17 protein-coding genes are annotated in these 21596 nt (G+C 62.7%); 15 read left to right on the top strand and 2 right to left on the bottom strand.

Going from position 1 to position 21596, the window contains the following annotated elements:
- The first annotated feature begins 259 nt into the window (after window positions 1-259).
- The 4 genes from carA to GCT19_RS28220 all read left to right on the top strand — a co-directional run bounded on the left by carA (window position 260) and on the right by GCT19_RS28220 (window position 6009).
- Window positions 260-1414, top strand: coding sequence for a glutamine-hydrolyzing carbamoyl-phosphate synthase small subunit (gene carA, locus GCT19_RS28235; RefSeq protein WP_018433449.1), 1155 nt, complete (start codon window positions 260-262; stop codon window positions 1412-1414).
- A 169-nt stretch (window positions 1415-1583) separates the two neighbouring features.
- On the top strand, window positions 1584-4850 hold the full coding sequence (gene carB / locus GCT19_RS28230; protein WP_018433450.1) for a carbamoyl-phosphate synthase large subunit: 3267 nt from the start codon (window positions 1584-1586) through the stop codon (window positions 4848-4850).
- A 152-nt stretch (window positions 4851-5002) separates the two neighbouring features.
- Window positions 5003-5479, top strand: coding sequence for a transcription elongation factor GreA (gene greA, locus GCT19_RS28225; protein WP_026228283.1), 477 nt, complete (start codon window positions 5003-5005; stop codon window positions 5477-5479).
- A 20-nt stretch (window positions 5480-5499) separates the two neighbouring features.
- The gene (locus GCT19_RS28220; RefSeq protein ID WP_193727458.1) at window positions 5500-6009 is read left to right on the top strand and encodes a DUF4149 domain-containing protein; all 510 of its coding nucleotides are present in this window, start codon (window positions 5500-5502) and stop codon (window positions 6007-6009) included.
- Window positions 6010-6178: 169 nt separating this feature from the next.
- Here the strand turns inward: GCT19_RS28220 and GCT19_RS28215 are convergent, their stop codons facing one another.
- Window positions 6179-6706: a YhbY family RNA-binding protein gene (locus tag GCT19_RS28215; protein ID WP_026228285.1), complete on the bottom strand. Its 528-nt coding sequence runs from the start codon at window positions 6704-6706 to the stop codon at window positions 6179-6181.
- A 197-nt stretch (window positions 6707-6903) separates the two neighbouring features.
- On the opposite strand from GCT19_RS28215, the gene GCT19_RS28210 reads away from it, so the two are divergent.
- From GCT19_RS28210 to phoR, 11 genes are all read left to right on the top strand, one after another.
- Window positions 6904-7566, top strand: coding sequence for an RlmE family RNA methyltransferase (locus tag GCT19_RS28210; RefSeq protein ID WP_018433454.1), 663 nt, complete (start codon window positions 6904-6906; stop codon window positions 7564-7566).
- Between the two features lie 188 nt (window positions 7567-7754).
- Complete coding sequence (ftsH, locus tag GCT19_RS28205; RefSeq protein ID WP_013090008.1) at window positions 7755-9644, top strand: ATP-dependent zinc metalloprotease FtsH; 1890 nt, start codon at window positions 7755-7757, stop codon at window positions 9642-9644.
- An 83-nt stretch (window positions 9645-9727) separates the two neighbouring features.
- A complete protein-coding gene (gene folP / locus GCT19_RS28200) occupies window positions 9728-10627 on the top strand; it encodes a dihydropteroate synthase (protein ID WP_408582398.1) in 900 nt (299 codons plus the stop codon).
- A 29-nt stretch (window positions 10628-10656) separates the two neighbouring features.
- Window positions 10657-12015, top strand: coding sequence for a phosphoglucosamine mutase (gene glmM / locus GCT19_RS28195; protein WP_013090006.1), 1359 nt, complete (start codon window positions 10657-10659; stop codon window positions 12013-12015).
- A gap of 398 nt (window positions 12016-12413) precedes the next feature.
- On the top strand, window positions 12414-13445 hold the full coding sequence (pstS, locus tag GCT19_RS28185; RefSeq protein ID WP_013090005.1) for a phosphate ABC transporter substrate-binding protein PstS: 1032 nt from the start codon (window positions 12414-12416) through the stop codon (window positions 13443-13445).
- A 166-nt stretch (window positions 13446-13611) separates the two neighbouring features.
- A complete protein-coding gene (pstC, locus tag GCT19_RS28180) occupies window positions 13612-14613 on the top strand; it encodes a phosphate ABC transporter permease PstC (RefSeq protein ID WP_026228286.1) in 1002 nt (333 codons plus the stop codon).
- Window positions 14610-15506 carry a phosphate ABC transporter permease PstA gene (gene pstA, locus GCT19_RS28175; protein WP_013090003.1) on the top strand — a complete coding sequence of 299 codons (897 nt, stop codon included), beginning with the start codon at window positions 14610-14612 and terminating at the stop codon, window positions 15504-15506. Before pstC ends, pstA begins: the two co-directional genes overlap by 4 nt.
- A gap of 16 nt (window positions 15507-15522) precedes the next feature.
- Window positions 15523-16371, top strand: coding sequence for a phosphate ABC transporter ATP-binding protein PstB (gene pstB, locus GCT19_RS28170; RefSeq protein ID WP_018433457.1), 849 nt, complete (start codon window positions 15523-15525; stop codon window positions 16369-16371).
- Window positions 16372-16399: 28 nt separating this feature from the next.
- Window positions 16400-17104: a phosphate signaling complex protein PhoU gene (phoU, locus tag GCT19_RS28165; protein WP_018433458.1), complete on the top strand. Its 705-nt coding sequence runs from the start codon at window positions 16400-16402 to the stop codon at window positions 17102-17104.
- Between the two features lie 26 nt (window positions 17105-17130).
- A complete protein-coding gene (gene phoB, locus GCT19_RS28160; protein ID WP_008922879.1) occupies window positions 17131-17832 on the top strand; it encodes a phosphate regulon transcriptional regulator PhoB in 702 nt (233 codons plus the stop codon).
- Window positions 17833-17921: 89 nt separating this feature from the next.
- On the top strand, window positions 17922-19235 hold the full coding sequence (gene phoR, locus GCT19_RS28155) for a phosphate regulon sensor histidine kinase PhoR (protein WP_018433459.1): 1314 nt from the start codon (window positions 17922-17924) through the stop codon (window positions 19233-19235).
- 117 nt (window positions 19236-19352) lie between these two features.
- Here phoR and ppk1 read toward each other — a convergent pair whose 3' ends face one another.
- Complete coding sequence (ppk1, locus tag GCT19_RS28150) at window positions 19353-21416, bottom strand: polyphosphate kinase 1 (protein WP_026228287.1); 2064 nt, start codon at window positions 21414-21416, stop codon at window positions 19353-19355.
- Window positions 21417-21596 lie beyond the last annotated feature (180 nt).

The raw sequence follows: 21596 nt of genomic DNA, 5'->3' as shown, positions 1-21596 counted from the left end.
GCTATAATTTCAAGGTTTGAGCTTATCAACCCGCACCCTAGCGCCTACCTCCCCCATACCGTTCATCCGCCGCGCGCCATTGGCGTAGCAAGAAGGGCCCCGCACCCAGCCGAGTCGTCCACACAATGGACTCATCGCGCCCCTTGCATCGTTACCGGCAGCTCGCGAGCGAGTCTGCGCGCGCATCCAGAATGTGTTCCGCTGCGGCTCGAAATCGGATAGACAGGTGGCAACAGGGTGTTCCCCCAAGGAGTCTCCCGTGTTGCCGTCATTTTCTCCCGCTCTTCTCGCGCTCGCCGACGGCACGGTCTTTCGTGGTTATTCGATCGGGGCCCCCGGGCATACCATCGGTGAAGTCGTGTTCAACACCGCCATCACCGGCTATCAGGAAATCCTGACTGACCCGAGCTACGCGCGCCAGATCGTGACCCTCACGTATCCGCATATCGGCAACGTCGGCGTGAACGCCGAAGACGTCGAAGCGACGAAAGTCCATGCCGCCGGCCTGATCATCCGTGATCTGCCGGTTCTCGCGTCGAACTTCCGCATGGAGCGTACGCTCCCGCAATATCTGCAGGACGAAGGCGTGGTCGCCATCGCCGGCATCGATACTCGCAAGCTGACCCGCCTGCTGCGCGACAAGGGCGCGCAAAACGGCGCGATCCTCGCTGGTTCCGACGACGAAGCGAAGGCCATCGAACTCGCGCGCTCATTCCCGGGCCTCGCCGGCATGGACCTCGCGAAGGTCGTATCGACCCAGCAAACCTACGAGTGGACCAAAACCGAATGGCGTCTCGGCACGGGCTACGGCGAGCAGAAGGCGCCGAAGTACCGCGTGGTCGCATTCGACTACGGCGTCAAGCAGAACATCCTGCGCATGCTGGCCGAGCGTGGCTGCCATGTCACCGTGCTGCCGGCGCAAGCGAGCGCCGCTGACGCGCTCGCGCTCAACCCCGACGGCGTGTTCTTGTCCAATGGCCCCGGCGACCCGGAGCCGTGCGACTACGCGATCGCCGCGACCAGGGAGTTCATCGAGCGCGGCATTCCGACCTTCGGCATTTGCCTTGGCCACCAGATCATGGGCCTCGCGGTCGGCGCGAAGACGATGAAGATGAAGACCGGCCACCACGGCGCGAACCACCCGGTCAAGGATCTCGAAGACGGCCGCGTGGTGATCACGTCGCAGAACCACGGCTTCGCGGTCGATGCCGATACGCTGCCCGCGAACGCGCGCGTGACCCACGTATCGTTGTTCGACGGCACGCTGCAAGGCTTCGCGCTGACCGACAAGCCGGCATTCTGCTTCCAGGGCCACCCGGAAGCGTCGCCCGGTCCGCACGACATCGCGTATCTGTTCGACCGCTTCACCGCGTTGATGGACGCGCAGAAGAGCGGCAACAGCGCAGCGGCTTGAAGCAGTAAAGGCCGGCCGCACAAGCCAGCCGGAGACGGAAACGAAAGCGGCTCGCGGCGGCCGCTGCGGCCCGCGGCACGATGCGGCGGGCGCGCAGCAAACAGCGCGCGCAACGTGAAAACGGCGCGCGCCGACGGAAAGAATTCAGGAATACATTAGCGAGAGCGTTATGCCCAAGCGGACAGACATCAAGAGCATCCTCATCATCGGCGCGGGTCCGATCATCATCGGCCAGGCGTGCGAGTTCGATTACTCGGGCGCGCAGGCATGCAAGGCGCTGCGTGAGGAAGGCTACAAGGTCATTCTCGTCAACAGCAATCCGGCGACGATCATGACCGACCCGAACACGGCCGACGTGACCTACATCGAGCCGATCACGTGGGAAGTGGTCGAGCGCATCATCGCGAAGGAGCGCCCGGACGCGATCCTGCCGACGATGGGCGGCCAGACCGCGCTGAACTGCGCGCTCGATCTGCACGCGCACGGCGTGCTGGCGAAGTACAACGTCGAGCTGATCGGCGCGTCGCCCGAAGCGATCGACAAGGCGGAAGACCGCCAGAAGTTCAAGGACGCGATGACCAAGATCGGCCTCGGTTCGGCCAAGTCGGGCACCGCGCATTCGATGGAAGAAGCGCTCGCGGTGCAGGCGAAGATCGCTGCGGAAACCGGCAGCGGCGGCTATCCGGTCGTGATCCGTCCGTCGTTCACGCTGGGCGGCTCGGGCGGCGGTATCGCGTACAACCGCGACGAATTCGAAGAGATCTGCAAGCGCGGTCTCGACCTGTCGCCGACGCGCGAGCTGCTGATCGAAGAGTCGCTGCTCGGCTGGAAAGAGTATGAGATGGAAGTGGTCCGCGACAAGGCGGATAACTGCATCATCGTCTGCTCGATCGAAAACCTCGACCCGATGGGCATCCATACCGGCGACTCGATCACAGTCGCACCGGCGCAGACGCTGACCGACAAGGAATATCAGATCCTGCGTAACGCGTCGCTGGCGGTGCTGCGCGAGATCGGCGTCGACACGGGCGGCTCGAACGTGCAGTTCTCGATCAATCCGAAAGACGGCCGGATGATCGTGATCGAAATGAACCCGCGTGTGTCGCGTTCGTCGGCGCTGGCGTCGAAGGCAACCGGCTTCCCGATCGCGAAGGTCGCGGCGAAGCTCGCGGTCGGCTACACGCTCGATGAACTCAAGAACGAAATCACCGGCGGCCAGACCCCGGCATCGTTCGAACCGACGATCGACTACGTCGTCACGAAGATCCCGCGTTTCGCGTTCGAGAAATTCCGCGAAGCCGATTCGCGCCTGACCACGCAGATGAAGTCGGTCGGCGAAGTGATGGCGATCGGCCGCACGTTCCAGGAGTCGTTCCAGAAAGCGCTGCGCGGCCTCGAAGTCGGCGTCGACGGTCTCGACGAGAAGACCGCCAATCGCGACGAGATCATCCGCCAGATCGGCGAAGCCGGTCCGGACCGCATCTGGTATGTCGGCGACGCGTTCCGTGCCGGCATGAGCGCACAGGAAATCTTCGAAGAGACCGCGATCGACCCGTGGTTCCTCGCACAGATCGAACAGATCGTGCTGAAGGAAAAGGCGCTGGCCGGTCGCACGCTCGCGAGCCTGTCGAAGGATGAGCTGAAGTATCTGAAGCAGAGTGGCTTCTCGGATCGTCGCCTCGCGAAGCTGCTCGGCGCGAAGCCGGCGGACGTGCGTGCGCGTCGTATCGAACTGAACGTGCGTCCGGTGTACAAGCGCGTCGACACTTGTGCGGCTGAGTTCGCAACCAAAACCGCGTACATGTACTCGACCTACGAGGAAGAGTGCGAAGCGAATCCGACGAACAACAAGAAGATCATGGTGCTGGGCGGCGGCCCGAACCGGATCGGCCAGGGTATCGAGTTCGACTACTGCTGCGTGCACGCCGCGCTCGCAATGCGCGAAGACGGCTATGAAACGATCATGGTCAACTGCAACCCGGAAACCGTGTCGACCGACTACGACACCTCCGACCGTCTGTACTTCGAATCGCTGACGCTCGAAGACGTGCTCGAAATCGTCGACAAAGAAAAGCCGGTCGGCGTGATCGTGCAATACGGCGGCCAGACGCCGCTGAAGCTCGCGCTCGATCTCGAAGCGAACGGCGTGCCGATCATTGGCACGTCGCCGGACATGATCGACGCGGCCGAAGACCGCGAGCGCTTCCAGAAGCTGCTGCAGGATCTCGGTCTGCGTCAGCCGCCGAACCGCACCGCGCGCACCGAAGACGAAGCGCTGAAGCTCGCTGACGAAATCGGCTATCCGCTCGTCGTGCGTCCGTCGTACGTGTTGGGCGGCCGCGCGATGGAAATCGTCCACGAGCCGCGCGACCTCGAACGCTATATGCGTGAGGCCGTCAAGGTGTCGAACGATTCGCCGGTGCTGCTCGACCGCTTCCTGAACGACGCGATCGAATGCGACGTGGATTGCATTTCCGATGGCGATGCCGTGTTTATCGGCGGCGTGATGGAGCACATCGAACAGGCGGGCGTGCACTCGGGCGACTCGGCCTGTTCGCTGCCGCCGTATTCGCTGTCGAAGGAGACGGTTGCCGAACTGAAGCGCCAGACCGCCGCGATGGCGAAGGCTCTGAACGTGATCGGCCTGATGAACGTGCAGTTCGCGATCCAGCAGGTGCCTTCCTCCACGAATGCGGCTGACGGCTCGAAGGACGACATCATCTACGTGCTCGAAGTGAACCCGCGCGCGTCGCGCACGGTGCCGTACGTGTCGAAGGCGACCAGCCTGCCGCTCGCGAAGATCGCGGCGCGCGCGATGGTCGGCCAGAAGCTCGCCGCGCAAGGCGTGACGAAGGAAGTCGAGCCGCCGTACTTCAGCGTGAAGGAAGCGGTATTCCCGTTCGTCAAGTTCCCGACGGTCGACCCGGTGCTCGGACCTGAAATGCGTTCGACCGGCGAAGTGATGGGCGTGGGCCAGACGTTCGGCGAGGCGCTGTTCAAGTCGCAGCTCGCGGCGGGTTCGCGTCTGCCGGAGTCGGGCACGGTGCTGCTGACCGTGATGGACGCCGACAAGCCGAAGGCGGTCGAAGTCGCGCGCATGCTGCACGAGCTCGGCTACCCGATCGTCGCGACCAAGGGCACGGCTGCCGCGATCGAAGCGGCCGGCGTGCCGGTCAAGGTCGTCAACAAGGTGAAGGACGGCCGTCCGCACATCGTCGATATGATCAAGAACGGCGAGATCGCACTCGTCTTTACGACCGTCGACGAAACGCGCGCGGCGATTGCCGACTCGCGTTCGATTCGTATGAGCGCGCAGGCGAACAAGGTCACCTACTACACGACGATGTCGGGCGCACGCGCGGCGGTGGAGGGTCTTCGTTATCTGAAGAACCTGGAAGTCTATGATTTACAAGGACTCCACGCTCGCCTAAACTAAGGCTTCGATACCTGTCCAAGATGTAAGTGCCGCGGTTAAGCGGCGTTCCGCAGGTGCTGCGGCCCGGGTCTGTCCATGGGCGGCGGCTTTCGCGGAATGCACTTAACCGCGGTGATTTTTTTTATGGCCGTTTTTTGCCTCCAGAGTTGTTTATGAGCACTATTCCATTGACGAAGCGCGGAGCAGACATGCTGCGCGATGAATTGCAGCGCTTGAAATCGGTCGAGCGTCCGGCCGTGATCAACTCGATCGCGGAAGCGCGCGCCCAGGGCGATCTGTCGGAAAACGCTGAATACGACGCTGCGAAGGAAAAGCAGGGCTTCATCGAAGGCCGCATCGCCGAAATCGAGTCGAAGCTTGCGGGCGCGCAGGTGATCGATCCGTCGCAAGTGGAAGCGGACGGCCGCGTGGTGTTCGGCGCGACGCTCGAGCTCGAAGACCTCGAGTCGGGCGCATCCGTCAAATATCAGATCGTCGGCGACGACGAAGCGGACATCGACCACGGCCTGATCTCGATCAGCTCGCCGATCGCACGTGCGCTGATCGGCAAGTCGGAAGGCGACGTCGCGTCGGTGCAGGCACCGGGCGGCATCCGCGAATACGAAATCATCGCGGTCAGCTACATCTGAGGATGGCGCCGGTGTCTCTGATGCCGCATCGTTTTTTCCGCCTGTTGACGGTGGTGTGGGTCGGTAGTCTGTTGACTATCGGCTATGCGGTTGCGCCCGTGCTGTTCACGTCGCTCGACCGCATGACGGCGGGCGCCGTTGCCGCGCAGCTGTTTCGGATTCAGGGTGTGATTGGCGTCGTGTGCGGCATCCTGCTGCTCGGTCTTGCCAATCTGCTCGTGCGGCGCGGTAGAAGCGCGTATCGCCGCTTGCGTTGGCTGATCGCCGGTATGCTCGTATGCGTGCTGATCGGCTATTTCGCGTTGCAGCCGTTCATGAACGCGATGCGCGTCGCCGCGCTCGAGGCGGGCGGCGACGTCGAACATTCCGTTTATGCGACGCGCTTCGGCCTCCTGCATGGCGTGTCGAGTCTGTTCTATCTGATCGAGAGCCTGCTAGGTGTTGCGCTCGTTTGGCTGCTGCCGGCGCATGTCGGCACTGCGGCCAACGAAGAGGGCGCGCGCGCGGTCACGGGGAAGGTGGCCGGCTGAACCTTGCGGGTGGCCGGGGGTATGACGCAGCGCTATGTCCGCCGGTCGATGCCGATGCCCGCGATGAACTTCAGGTTGCGACGATCAGCTACGGTTCATGCGCGCTGCTTCGCGCCCTCCGCACAAACGCGCGGTGCGGAGCCGGTCCGCACCTTGGCCGCGTGTTCTCTTACTTCGACTGATGCGAACGCTTCGCGCTGGTTTGACGCTTCTTCGCGCGCTTGATGTTGCCGCCCTGCGTCACGCGTTCGTTGCCGCGCACCAGCACCGCTTTCGCTCGCGGCTTGCGCATCGGCACGTCGGTCGGCTTGACCACTTTGACGATGCGCGGTGCGCGTCCCTTGGCCGGTCGGGCTTCTTCGGCTGCCGCCTCCCGGGCGCTCGGCAACGCGCCGCGCTTCGCTTTTGCCGCCGGCTGTGCCGATTCCGGCTTCCAGATCACGAGCAGCTTGCCGATATGTTGAATCGGTGCCGCGTTCAGTGTGTCGCAGATTTCTTCGTAGATGGCGAGGCGCTCTTCGCGCTCATCACCGAACACGCGGATTTTGATCAGCTGATGCGCAGCGAGGTGTACTTTGATTTCGGCGAGCACAGCGTCGGTCAAGCCTTCGGCCCCGACGAGCACGACCGGTTTGAGCGCATGTGCCTGGGAGCGCAACTCGGCGCGTTGGTCGGAGGAGACTTTGAGGGCTGGCATGGAAAGTGGAAGACTCGACTAAAATGGCGGCTCCTGCGTTTTTCGTCCGATCGCCGAGCGATTCGGGCGGCTTGATTCAGCAGGCGCGCGTCAGAACAACAGAATCGCGGATGGCCGCCAGTCTGGCGGTGGCCGCGCGAATTAACCGCGTATTATCCCCTAAAGCGCGACCCGACGCAGCAATAGTTCAATTTTTAATGGCAAAAAACAAGTTCAATACCGCGTGGCTGCACGACCACATCAACGATCCGTACGTCAAAATGGCGCAGCGGGAAGGTTATCGTGCCCGCGCGGCCTACAAGCTCAAGGAAATCGACGAGCAGGACAAGCTGATCCGCCCGGGGCAGGTGATTGTCGACCTCGGTTCCTCGCCGGGCAGCTGGAGCCAGTACGCGCGCAACAAGCTTGCCGGCGGCTCGCAGCGCAATGCGGAGCGCGAAGGTGGCATCGACGGCACGATCATCGCTTTGGACATTCTGCCGATGGAGCCGGTAGCCGACGTGCACTTCATCCAGGGCGATTTCCGCGAAGACTCGGTGCTGGTCCAGCTCGAAGAATTGGTCGGTGCGCGCCAGGTGGACCTTGTAATTTCGGATATGGCACCCAACCTGTCCGGTGTGGCGATCGCGGATGCGGCGCGGATCGAGCATTTATGCGATCTTGCGCTCGAATTCGCACAAAACCACTTGAAGCCGGATGGTGCCCTTTTAGTCAAATGCTTTCACGGCAGCGGATATAGTCAGATTGTCGAAAAGTTCAAGCGCCAATTCAAGGTGGTGGCGGCCCGCAAGCCGAAGGCGTCGCGGGATAAATCGTCAGAAACATTTATTTTGGGTAAGCATTTGAAGCGTCCCGCATAGGGGACGGCGAGCCGGTTCCATTTCTGCCAATAGTGAGCCCGATGCGTCAGAGACTGGCGTTAAGCTGGCCCGCTACCCTATTTCCGTGGTAGTGAAACGCTATGGCAGGGGTCTGCGGACTGGATTAGAATGCTTTCGTGGTGCCGCAAGGCAAATGTAGGCGCCCGTCTAAGTGAAGGAGTGGTGCTTTGAACAACAATATGTTTTCGAAAGCAGCAGTGTGGTTGGTAATCGCACTGGTGCTGTTTACGGTGTTCAAGCAGTTCGACAAGCCCCGTGTCCAGGAAGGCGTTTCCTATTCGCAGTTCATGGACGACGCGAAGAACGGCAAAGTCAAGAACGTCATTGTCCAGGGGCGGAACCTCACGGTCACTCCAGCAGACGGCCAGAAGTACCAGATCGTGTCGCCCGGCGACATCTGGATGGTCGGCGATCTGATGAAGTATGGCGTACAGGTGAGCGGCAAGGCTGACGACGAACCCAATGCACTGATGTCCGTGCTGTATTACCTCGGGCCGACGATCCTGATCATCGGTTTCTGGTTCTACATGATGCGACAGATGCAGGGGGGCGGCAAAGGCGGCGCCTTCTCGTTTGGCAAGTCGCGCGCGCGGCTGATCGACGAGAACAACAACGCGATCAATTTCACCGATGTCGCCGGTTGCGACGAAGCCAAGGAAGAAGTGTCGGAACTCGTCGACTTCCTCCGCGATCCGCAGAAATTCCAGAAGCTGGGCGGTCGTATTCCGCGCGGTGTGCTGCTCGTTGGCCCGCCGGGGACCGGTAAGACGCTGCTCGCGCGCGCCATCGCTGGCGAGGCGAAGGTGCCGTTCTTCAGCATTTCGGGTTCGGATTTTGTGGAAATGTTCGTCGGCGTCGGCGCGGCTCGCGTGCGCGACATGTTCGAGCAGGCCAAGAAGCACGCGCCGTGTATCGTGTTCATCGACGAAATCGACGCAGTCGGCCGTCATCGCGGCGCCGGTATGGGCGGCGGTAACGACGAGCGTGAACAGACGCTGAACCAGATGCTCGTCGAAATGGACGGCTTCGAGGCGAACTCGGGTGTCATCGTGATCGCCGCGACGAACCGCTCTGACGTACTCGACAAGGCGCTGTTGCGTCCGGGCCGCTTCGACCGTCAGGTGTACGTCGGTCTGCCCGATATCCGCGGCCGCGAGCACATCATGAAGGTGCACCTGCGCAAGGTACCGATTTCGAACGACGTCGATGCGGCAGTGATCGCGCGCGGCACGCCGGGTTTCTCGGGCGCCGATCTCGCGAACCTCGTCAACGAAGCAGCACTTTTTGCGGCGCGGCGCGGCAAGCGCATCGTCGAAATGACGGACTTCGAGGACGCGAAGGACAAGATCTTCATGGGTCCCGAGCGCAAGTCGGCCGTCATCCGCGAAGAATCGAAGCGTGCGACCGCGTATCACGAATCGGGTCACGCGGTGATCGCGAAGCTGTTGCCGAAAGCTGATCCGGTGCACAAGGTCACGATCATTCCGCGCGGCCGTGCGCTGGGCGTCACGTGGCAGTTGCCGGAGCATGACAACGAAACGTACTCGAAGGACTATCTGCTCGACCGTCTTGCCATCCTGTTCGGTGGCCGCGTCGCGGAAGAGCTGTTCCTGAACCTGATCAGCACCGGTGCATCGGACGACTTCAACAAGGCGACCCAGACGGCTCGCGCGATGGTTGCCCGCTTCGGTATGACGGATGCGCTGGGACCGATGGTCTATGTCGACGACGAAAACGACGCTTCGCCGTTCGGACGCGGCTTCACGCGAACCATTTCGGAAGCGACGCAGCAGAAGGTCGACGCGGAAATCCGTCGCGTGCTGGACGAGCAGTACAATCTCGCACGTCGCCTGCTGGAAGAAAACCGCGACAAGGTCGAAGCGATGACCGCCGCACTGATGGAGTGGGAGACGATCGACGCCGATCAGATCAACGACATCATGGCAGGCCGGCCGCCGCGTTCGCCGAAGAGCTCGCCACCGTCGGCTAGCGACGCCTCGTCGGGCGGCAGCGCAGGCACCGAAGTCAAGCCGGGCAGCGCAACCGCGCCGGCCTGATAGGTAGCCAGTAGAAAGTGCGGGCCGGTGTGCTACACACCGGCCCGTTTTGCATTTATCCGTTCAAAGTGAAGCATTGCTACGTGTCGAAAGTCGATTCTTCTTCCGTACCCCTTCCAGAGCCGCTGCAGTGCGGCCGCTTCAAGCTGACGTTTGAACGCCCGTTGGTCATGGGCATCCTGAACGTCACTCCCGATTCCTTCTCCGATGGCGGCTTGTACGCGATGCGCGGCGATGCGCTGCGCCAGGCCGAGCGCATGATGCTCGCGGGCGCGGACATTATCGATATCGGCGGGGAATCGACGCGTCCTGGCGCGCCGCCGGTGCCGCTCGACGAAGAGCTCGAGCGCGTAATACCGCTCGTCGAGCAACTGCGTGGCGCGAACGTGCCGTTGTCGGTCGATACCTACAAGCCGGAAGTGATGCGGAGCGCGTTGAACGCGGGCGCCGACCTGATCAACGACGTCTGGGCGTTCCGCATGCCCGGCGCAATCGACGCCGTGCGCGACAGCGATTGCGGCCTTTGTGTAATGCATATGTTAGGTGAGCCGCAGACCATGCAGCGCGGCGAGCCGCACTATGCCGACGTTGTCAGCGAAGTGCGCCAGTTCCTCGAGGAGCGTGTCGCGACATTGCAGCAGGCGGGGATTGCACGCCAGCGTATCAGCGTCGATCCGGGCTTCGGCTTCGGCAAGGTCGTCGTCGAGCACAACTACGCGTTGCTCGCGCATCTGCGCGACACGGCGCCGCGCGCCGCGTCGCCATATCCGATCCTTGCGGGCATGTCGCGCAAGTCGATGGTTGGCGCGGTGACCGGGCGGCCGGCGCCGGAGCGCGTGGCCGGCAGCGTCGCCGCGGCGGTGTGTGCGGCCGAGCGGGGCGCCGCGATTCTGCGCGTACACGACGTCGCGCAAACAGTCGATGCATTGAAAGTATGGGCAACCCTGCGCGACGCGGCCAGGCAGAGCCGCGCGCACGGTTGAACCCGCAGCCAGATACAGGGAGAACAAACATGGCACGTCGTTACTTCGGAACGGACGGCATTCGAGGCAAGGTCGGCGAAGGCCCGATCACGCCGGAATTCGTGTTGCGGCTCGGCTACGCGGCCGGCAAGGTGCTCGCGGGCGCCGATCAATGGGCGAAGACAGGTGCTCGCCCGACCGTGCTGATCGGCAAGGACACGCGGGTGTCGGGCTACATGCTCGAAGCCGCGCTCGAGTCGGGCTTTTCGGCGGCCGGCGTCGACGTGATGCTGGCCGGTCCGATGCCGACGCCCGGCATCGCCTATCTGACGCGCGCGCTGCGGCTTGCCGCGGGCGTCGTAATCAGCGCGTCGCACAACCCGTACTACGACAACGGCATCAAGTTCTTCTCGGCCGACGGCAACAAGCTGCCGGACGACGTCGAGGCGCAGATCGAGGAGCAGCTGGAGCTGCCGCTCGCGTGCGCGGCCTCCGAGCAATTGGGCAAGGCGCGCCGTCTCGACGACGCGGCCGGCCGCTACATCGAGTTCTGCAAGAGCACGTTCCCGGCGGCGTACGACCTGCGCGGCATGAAGCTCGTCGTCGATTGCGCGCATGGCGCCGCGTACGACGTCGCGCCGCACGTGTTCCATGAACTCGGCGCGGAGGTAATCCCGATCGGCGTCTCGCCGAACGGCTTCAATATCAACGACGGCGTCGGCGCGACCGCGCCGGATGCGCTGGTTCGCGCGGTGCGCGCGAACCACGCGGACCTCGGCATCGCGCTCGATGGCGACGCCGACCGTCTGCAGGTCGTCGACGAGTCCGGCCGCCTGTTCAACGGAGACGAGCTGCTGTACGTGCTGGTCAAGGACCGTATCGCGACTGCCGGCCATGTGGAAGGGGCGGTCGGCACGCTGATGACCAACATGGCGGTGGAGGTCGCGCTGCAGAGAGCCGGCGTCAAGTTCGTGCGCGCCGCGGTTGGCGATCGCTATGTGCTCGAACAGCTTCGCGAGCACGGCTGGCAGCTCGGCGCCGAAGGTTCGGGCCACATTCTGTCGCTCGATCGCCATTCGACCGGCGACGGCATCGTGTCCGCTCTGCTCGTGCTGGCGGCGATGCAGCGCAGCGGCAAATCGCTTGCGGATCTGCTCGACGGTGTCACGCTGTTCCCGCAGAAGCTGATCAACGTGCGCATGAAGCCTGGCGCGGACTGGAAGGGCAGCGATGCGATTCGTAGCGCGATCAAGGTGGCCGAAGGCGCCCTCGACGGCCGCGGTCGCGTACTGATCCGCGCGTCGGGTACCGAGCCGGTACTGCGCGTGATGGTAGAGGCGCAGAACGTCGCGGACGCGCTCGAGCATTCTGAAGCGATTGCCGAAGCCGTACGGGTAGCGACGGCCTGATCTGTTCCCGAACAGGCGGCGGGCGGCGGCGACCGCTTGCTGCCTGACGGTCGTTATGAAAAGGTTCAGCGAGCCTCGTGACATAGACGGCGTCGCCGGGCTTTACCCACAACAAATCCCTCGCCCCAGCCGCCAAAAGGTCGGCGCATCCCACACCAAATCGACTCTCCATACCGAGCGCAAACGTTCGCGCCTCGTCTTCTTCGTCTAACTTGAAACTTGCGATGCAGCGAGCATCGCTAGCGCGGTAATTCGCCGGCCCCCGAACCTTTCAATAGGTAATATGACTGTCACATCTGATTCACGATCAGTCACGTTTTTGTCATAAAGAGACCCTAAGCTTCGCGGTGTTCGAGTTTCCCGCTCACACCACACGCTCACACTCCCTTGGAGGTCTCATGAAATTGATGCAAACCGTGTTCGCTGGCGTCGCTGGCGCGCTTTTCGCAATCGCAGCGCAAGCCGCAGACATCACCGGCGCGGGCAGCACGTTCGCGGCACCGATTTACACGAAGTGGGCCGACGCTTATCAGAAGACCGGCGGCGGCAAGGTTAACTACCAAGGCATCGGTTCGTCGGGCGGCATCAAGCAGATCGAGGCGAAGACCGTCGATTTCGCTGGTTCGGACGCTCCGCTGAAGGACGACGAACTCGCGAAGCAAGGCCTGTTCCAGTTCCCGACGGTGGTCGGCGGCGTGGTGCCGGCAGTCAACGTGCCGGGCGTGAAGCCGGGCGAACTGGTGCTGTCGGGTGAAGTGCTCGGCGACATCTACCTCGGCAAGATCAAGAAGTGGAATGACCCGGCAATCGTCGCGCTGAACTCGAAGGTCAAGCTGCCGGATCTGGACATCGCCGTGGTGCGCCGCGCCGACGGTTCGGGCACCAGCTTCATCTGGACGAACTACCTGTCGAAGGTCAACCCGGAATGGAAGACGAAGGTCGGCGAAGGTGCGACGGTCAACTGGCCGACCGGCACGGGCGGCAAGGGTAACGACGGCGTCGCGGCATTCGTGCAGCGTCTGCCGGGTTCGATCGGCTACGTCGAATGGGCGTACGCCAAGCAGAACCACATGAATTACGTCGCGCTGAAGAACGAGGCTGGCGCAGTGGTTCAGCCGCAGACCGAAACGTTCAAGGCAGCGGCGGCTGGCGCTGACTGGTCGAAGTCGTTCTACCAGATCCTGACGAACGAGCCGGGCAAGAACGCATGGCCGATCGTCGGCGCGACGTTCGTGCTGCTGCACACGACGCAGGAAAAGGCACCGCAAGGCGCCGAAACGCTGAAGTTCTTCGACTGGGCGTTCAAGAACGGCGGCCAGGCAGCGAACGATCTGGACTACATCTCGTTGCCGGAATCGGTCGTGTCGGAAATCCGCACGCAGTGGAAGCAGAAGGTCAAGGATTCGGCAGGCAAGACGCTCGCTGAGTAACAGGCGTAAGCTGGCGCGGTAGGTCTGAATCGCGCCCGCGCCCGGTAGTACCCCGGCCGTCCTCGTACGAGGACGGCCTGTGACGTTCACGCGGCATGCGCCGCATGCATCACCGACCGCCCGACATGTGTCGTCCGGCAACTGGAAACAGGTCCATCAGGCTCTCATGTCCGATATTCATTTAGCGTCCGGCACGAGCCGGGCCACTCCGCCTGGCAGCGCGTCGCAGCAAAAGGCGCCTGGCCGCTCCGGCGATCTGATCTTCGGCGGCCTCGCACGCCTTTCCGCCATCGTCACGCTGCTGCTGCTCGGCGGCATCATCGTGTCCCTGATCATCGCCTCGATGCCGTCGATTCGCGAGTTCGGTCTCGCGTTCCTGTGGACGGCGGTGTGGGATCCACCCAGCAAGCAATTCGGCGCGCTCGTGCCGATCTACGGCACCCTCGCGACGTCGATCATCGCTCTGATCATCGCGGTGCCCGTCAGCTTCGGCATCGCACTGTTTCTGACTGAACTGTCGCCCGCATGGCTGCGTCGGCCGCTCGGCATCGCGATCGAACTGCTCGCCGCGATTCCGTCGATCGTGTACGGCATGTGGGGTCTGCTCGTGTTCGCACCGATCTTCGCGGTGTGGTTCCAGAAGCCGCTCGGCGCGGTGCTCAGCGGCATTCCGATCGTCGGTGCGCTGTTCTCGGGTCCGCCGATCGGCATCGGTATTCTGTGCGCGGGCGTGATCCTTGCGATCATGATCATCCCGTACATCGCCGCGGTCATGCGCGACGTGTTCGAAGTGACGCCGGTGCTGCTGAAGGAATCGGCCTACGGTATCGGCTGCACGACGTGGGAAGTGATGTGGAAGATCGTGCTGCCGTACACCAAAACCGGTGTGATCGGCGGCGTCATGCTCGGCCTCGGCCGCGCACTGGGTGAGACCATGGCGGTCACCTTCGTGATCGGCAACACCAATCTGCTCGACAATATTTCTCTGTTTTCGCCGGGCAACAGCATCACGTCGGCGCTCGCCAACGAGTTCGCCGAAGCGGACCCGGGGCTGCACACGTCGGCGCTGATGGAACTCGGCCTGATCCTGTTCGTGATTACATTCATCGTGCTGGCGATTTCGAAAATCATGCTGCTGCGTCTCGAGAAAGGGGAGGGCGCGAAATGAGCGGGCCGTCCCTGAACATGCCGGGTCTGAAGGACCCCGCGACGCTCGAAGCGATGCGCGTGCGTCTGCAAGGGCGCCGTCGGATGACCAACGCGATCGCGCTGACGCTGTCGCTCGCGGCGATGGCCTTCGGCCTGCTGTGGCTCGTGTGGATTCTCTATACGACGCTGCATCTCGGCATCGGCGGCCTGTCGGTCGAACTGTTCACGCAGTCGACGCCGCCGCCGAACACCGATGGCGGCGGCCTCGCGAACGCGATCGTCGGCAGCCTGTTGCTGGTGGCGCTGGCGACCTTCGTCGGCACGCCGATCGGCATCATGGCGGGCGTCTATCTCGCCGAATACGGCCAGAAAGGCTGGCTTGCGAACCTCACGCGCTTCATCAACGACATCCTGCTGTCGGCGCCGTCGATCGTCATCGGTCTGTTCGTCTACGCGCTCGTCGTCGCGAAGATGGGGCACTTCAGCGGCTGGGCCGGCGTGCTCGCGCTGGCGCTGCTGCAGATCCCGATCGTGATCCGCACGACCGAAAACATGCTGAAGCTGGTGCCGAATGCGATGCGGGAAGCCGCATTCGCGCTCGGTACGCCGAAGTGGAAGATGGTGCTGTCGATCACGCTGAAGGCGTCGATCGCGGGCATCGTCACCGGTGTGCTGCTCGCTGTCGCGCGGATTGCCGGCGAAACCGCGCCGCTGCTCTTCACCGCGCTGTCGAATCAGTTCTTCTCGGTCGATATGGGCCAGCCGGTCGCGAACCTGCCGGTCACCATCTACAAGTTTGCGATGAGCCCGTTCGCGCAGTGGCAATCGCTCGCGTGGGCCGGCGTCTTCCTGATCACGCTCGCGGTGCTGGGACTGAATATCCTCGCGCGCACGATCTTCTCGAACAAGTAAGGGCGGAGTGAATCCGATGAACATGGCAGAAACCCAACTCAATCCGGTCGGGCACGCAACCGCGCCCGCGGGCTCCGACCCCGAACACAGCGCTCACGCGCAAACGCCGTCGCGTCCGAAGATCGAGGTCAAGGATCTCAACTTCTTCTACGGCAAGTACCACGCGCTGAAGAACATCAATCTGCAGATTCCCGAAGGCAAGGTGACCGCGTTCATCGGCCCGTCTGGCTGCGGCAAGTCCACACTGCTGCGAACCTTCAACAAGATGTACGCGCTCTATCCGGAACAGCGCGCGGAAGGCGAGATCGTGATGGACGGCGAAAACCTGCTGACCACGCGCCAGGACATTTCGCTGCTGCGTGCGCGCATCGGCATGGTGTTCCAGAAGCCGACGCCGTTCCCGATGTCGATCTACGACAACATCGCTTTCGGCGTGAAGATGTTCGAGAAGCTGTCGCGCTCGGAAATGGACGACCGCGTCGAATGGGCGTTGACCAAGGCGGCGCTGTGGAACGAAGTGAAGGACAAGCTCGGCCAGAGCGGCTACGGTCTGTCGGGCGGCCAGCAGCAGCGTCTGTGTATCGCGCGCGGTATCGCGATTCGCCCCGAAGTGCTGCTGCTCGACGAGCCGTGCTCGGCGCTCGACCCGATCTCGACCGGCCGTATCGAAGAGCTGATCGCTGAACTGAAGAGCGACTACACGGTCGTGATCGTCACGCACAACATGCAGCAGGCGGCCCGCTGTTCGGACTACACTGCCTATATGTACCTCGGTGAACTGATCGAATTCGGCGACACCGAAAAGATCTTCATCAAGCCGGTCCGCAAGGAAACCGAGGACTACATCACTGGCCGCTTCGGCTGATCCGCCGGGCAACACAACGGAGTACGACATGTCCGATAAACATCTGTCCAGCCAGTTCGACGCCGACCTGAACCTCGTTTCGTCGAAAGTGCTCGAAATGGGCGGCCTCGTCGAATCGCAGATCGTCAACGCGATGCAGGCGCTCAACGAATTCGACCTCGCTATGTGCGAGCAGGTCATCGCTGCCGAAGACCGTCTGAACAAGATGGAAGTCGAGATCGACGAGGAGTGCAGCAACATCATCGCGCGCCGTCAGCCGGCCGCGCGCGATCTGCGTTTGCTGATCGCGATCTCGAAGACCATCACGAACCTCGAGCGCGCCGGCGACGAAGCCGAAAAAATCGCGAAGCGCACCAAGCGTCTGATGGAAGACGGCGCCTCGCGCACCATCAACATCGCCGAGATCAAGCTGTCCGGCGAAATGGCGGTGTCGATCCTGCGCCGCGCGCTCGACGCGTTCGCGCGTCTGGACACGGTCGCCGCCGCGCAGATCGTGCGCGACGACAAGGCGATCGATGAGGAATTCCGCGCGTTCGTGCGCAAGCTGATTTCGTATATGACCGAAGATCCGCGTTCGATCTCGGTGGGTCTCGACTTCCTGTTCATCGCCAAGGCGATCGAGCGGATCGGCGACCACGCCAAGAACATCGCGGAATTCATCATCTACATCGTCAAGGGTACCGACGTGCGGCACCAGTCGCGCGACGCGCTCGAACGCGAAGCGCTCAGCTAATCCAGAGATAAGGAACAGAGGTGCCGATGCCCAGCAGCATTCTCGTCATTGAAGATGAGCCCGCCATTTCCGAACTGATTTCGGTCAATCTTCAACACGCCGGGCACTGCCCGATTCGCGCGTACAACGCGGAGCAGGCGCACAACCTGATCAGCGACGTGCTGCCCGATCTCGTGCTGCTCGACTGGATGTTGCCGGGCAAATCGGGCATTTCGTTCGCGCGCGATCTGCGCAACAACGAGCGTACGAAGCACATTCCGATCATCATGCTGACCGCGCGCGGCGATGAGCAGGACAAGGTGCTCGGCCTCGAGATCGGCGCCGACGACTACGTGACGAAGCCGTTCTCGCCGAAGGAACTGATGGCGCGCATCAAGGCGGTGCTACGCCGCCGCGCGCCGCAGCTGACCGAAGACGTGGTCGCGATCAACGGCCTGAAGCTCGACCCGGCCACGCACCGCGTCGCGGCGCATGCGGAAGGCAGCGAGATCAAGCTCGATCTCGGCCCGACCGAATTCCGTCTGCTGCACTTCTTCATGACTCACCCGGAGCGCGTGCACAGCCGCACGCAACTGCTCGACCAGGTGTGGGGCGATCACGTGTTCGTCGAAGAGCGTACCGTCGACGTGCATATCAAGCGTCTGCGCGCGGCGCTCAAGCCGGCCGGGTGCGATGCTATGATTGAGACGGTACGCGGCAGCGGCTACCGGCTGGCGAAGAGCGCCTGATAGCCGTCGGCGGCGGCGCACTGCACTGCGTAGCTGTTGAGCCGCCGCACCTCCTTCCTGCGCTGTATTTTCTCTTCGATCGCTAGACCATGAACATCATCTGGGCGCGCTCCATCGTGTCGGTCGTGCTGCTTGCTGTTCTGTGCGCGGTGGTCGGCGCACTGGTGAACGTCAAGGCAGGGCTCGCTCTCGCCATCGCCATGCTGCTCGCACAGAGCGTCTTCAGTACCTTCCACAAGCAGCGTCTGTGGCGTCTGCTCGACGCGCCGGTGTACGGCGAAGTGCCGAGCGCCCCCGGCATCTGGGGCGAAATCTACTACCGTCTGCACAAGCTCGCGAAGCGCTGGCACGCCCAGGTGCGCCAGGTCGAGCAGCAGCATTCGCGGTTCATCCAGGCGATCCAGGCGTCGCCGAACGGCGTCGCGATGCTCGACGATCACGATCAGATCGAGTGGTGCAACGCGATTTCCGAAAGCCACTTCGGGCTCGACGCGAAGCGCGATCTGCGTCAGCACATCACGCATCTGGTGCGTCATCCGGATTTCGTGCGCTATCTGAATTCGCATCGGTACGAGGAAATGCTGATCATGCGCGGCATGGGCGACAAGCGCCAGAACGTGCTGTCGGTGCAGGTGTTTCCATATGGCGACAATCGCAAGCTGGTGCTGTCGCAAGACATCACCGAACTCGAGCGCACCGATGCAATGCGGCGCGACTTCGTCGCCAACGTGTCGCACGAACTGAAGACGCCGCTCACCGTGCTGTCCGGTTTTCTCGAGACGATGCGCGAGCTGCCGTTGGGCGAGGCCGAGCGCGCGCGATATCTCGACCTGATGGAGCAACAGGCGTCGCGCATGCGTCATATCGTCAGCGATCTGCTGGTGCTCGCGACGCTCGAAGGCGACAACAAGCCGCCGAGCGATCAGATGATCGACATGCAGGCGGTATTGCGGCATCTGCACGACGACGCGCAGAGCCTGTCCAGCGATCATCACAAAATCGTCTTCGAAGCCGACGAAGCTTTGACCGTCACCGGCGTCGAAACCGAGATTCTCAGCGCGTTCGGCAACCTGGTGACGAACGCGATCCGCTATACGCCGGACGGCGGCTCTATCAAGGTCAACTGGCGTGCGCAGGGGGGGCATGCAGTGTTTTCGGTCACCGATAGCGGCCTCGGCATTCCGGCCGCCGATATCCCACGGCTCACCGAGCGCTTCTATCGCGTCGATCGCAGCCGTTCGCGCGACACCGGCGGCACCGGGCTCGGTCTCGCGATCGTCAAGCACGTATTGCAGCGGCACGATGCGCAACTCGAAGTGAAGAGTGAAGAAGGGCGCGGCAGCACGTTCACTGTGCGCTTTCCGGTGTATCGGACCGCGCGCTGTCAAACCGCGCAGGTGTGAGTGCGGCAGTCGTCCTACCGCTCGATCCAAGAAAAAACCGCCTGAAACAGGCGGTTTTTTTATGCACGCGGATTGTCAGGTGCCCGCCGTCGCGGCGAACACCCGCAACGCAGGCGACTACGAACAGAACTTGCCGAGCAGGCTCATCTGCGCATTGCGCGACGCCTTGCCCGGCCGGCGCCGGCGATAGTGACCGTCGCTTTGCATCAACCAGGCCGACTGGTTGTCGCCGAGAAACGCCGATAGCCCTTCCGCGATCACGCGCCGTTTCAGCCGGCGGTTGTTGACCGGGAATGCGACTTCGACGCGCCGGAACAGATTGCGATCCATCCAGTCGGCGCTCGACAGATACACCTGCTCCTTGCCGCCGTCGTAGAAGTAGTAGATGCGATGGTGTTCGAGAAAGCGCCCGACGATCGAGCGCACCGTGATGTTCTCGGAGAGCCCTTGCACGCCCGGCTGCAGCGAGCACACGCCGCGCACGATCAGATCGATCTTCACGCCGGCCTGCGCAGCTTCATACAGCTCGGCGATCACCGTCGGTTCGAGCAGCGCGTTCATCTTCGCGACGATGCGCGCCTTCTTGCCGGCTCGGGCATGCTCGGCTTCCTTGCGGATCGCTTCGACGAGCTTAGGATGCAGCGTAAACGGCGACTGCCACAACTCGTGCAGCTTCAGCTCGCCGCCGATGCCGGTCAGCTGCTGGAACACATGGTGCACATCCTCGCAGATTTTCTGATCGGCGGTCATCAGGCCGAAGTCGGTATAGAGGCGTGCGGTACGCGGGTGATAGTTGCCGGTGCCGAGGTGCGCGTAGCGCTTTAGGGTCGATTTGCCGCCCGCCGATACGCGTCGCACGATCAGCATCATCTTCGCGTGGCACTTGTGGCCGACCACGCCATAGACCACATGCGCACCAACCGCTTCGAGCTGCGAGGCCCAGTTGATGTTGGTTTCCTCGTCGAAGCGCGCGAGCAGCTCGACGACCACCGTGACTTCCTTGCCGTTGCGCGCGGCCTGCATCAGCGCATCCATCAGCGGCGAGTCGGTGCCGGTGCGATAGATGGTCTGCTTGATCGCGACCACGTTCGGGTCCTTGGCCGCCTGCAGCAGCAGCTCGAGCACCGGCTGGAAGCTCTCGTACGGATGATGCAGCAGCACGTCGCCCTGATCGATCACGTCGAACATGCTCGCGCTGTTGGCGATCTGCGTCGGCGTCGACGGAATATGCGGCACGAACTTCAGATCCGGCCGGTCGACCATCTCGGGCAGCTGCATCAGCCGCACCAGATTGACGGGGCCGTTCACGTAGTAGCAGTCCTTGTTCGACAGACCGCTTTCGTCGAGCAGGCGCCGCACCACGTGCGCGGGCGTTTCCGCCGACACTTCGAGCCGCACCGCGTTGCCCAGATGCCGCGCCGGCAGTTCGCCCTGCAACGCGACGCGCAGATTGGTGATTTCGTCTTCGTCGACGAACAGTTCGCTATTGCGTGTGATGCGGAACTGATTGCAGCTGCGCACGACGAGGTTCGGAAACAGCTCGCCGACGAAGCGTTGCAACAGCGAGCTCAGCAGCACGAAGCCATGCGGATAGCCCGACAGTTCCTGCGGCATGCGCACGAGCCGCGGCAGCGCCCGCGGTGCCTGCACGATGCCCATCATCGCCTGGCGGCCGAATGCATCCTTGCCTTCGAGTTCGACGACGAAGTTCAGGCTCTTGTTCAGCACGCGCGGAAACGGATGGGCGGGATCGAGACCGATCGGTGTCAACACCGGCAGCAGTTCGTCGAAGAAGTAGTTGCGCGCCCATTCGGTCTGCGCGTCGCTCCATGCTTCGGTGCCGTGGAAATAGATGCCTTCCTGCTCGAGCGCGCTGAGCACCGTGTCGTGCAGCATCGTGTACTGGCGATGCACGAGCTTCTGCGCACGTTCGACCACGAGGTCGTACACGTGCTGCAGCGACATGCCGTCTGGCGACAATGCGCCGGGATTGTCGCGCATCTGTTCCTGAAGCCCGGCCATGCGGACTTCGAAGAATTCGTCGAGATTGCTGCTAGTGATGCAGATAAAGCGGAGACGTTCGAGCAACGGAACGGCAGGATCGGCGGCTTGCGCCAACACGCGCTCGTTGAAACCCAGAATGCCCAGCTCGCGATTCAATAGGGGATAGCGGACGGACATCGGTGGCGAGATTGGAATGTCTGAAATGGCGACGGAAAGACGCTCGGAAATTCTCACGATTTGATGACGTCCTGATGACATCGGCGGTGTTTTGAACATTTTATGCCGCAATCGTCGCCTGTCGTCAATATGACGCGTTACCTATGCGACGATACCGAACTCCCTGCACCGCGAGGTGAC

The organism is Paraburkholderia atlantica, assembly GCF_009362785.1.
Taxonomy (GTDB): domain Bacteria; phylum Pseudomonadota; class Gammaproteobacteria; order Burkholderiales; family Burkholderiaceae; genus Paraburkholderia; species Paraburkholderia atlantica.
Note: the sequence above shows the minus strand (reverse complement) of the source record. Positions and strands in the feature narration are given on the sequence as shown.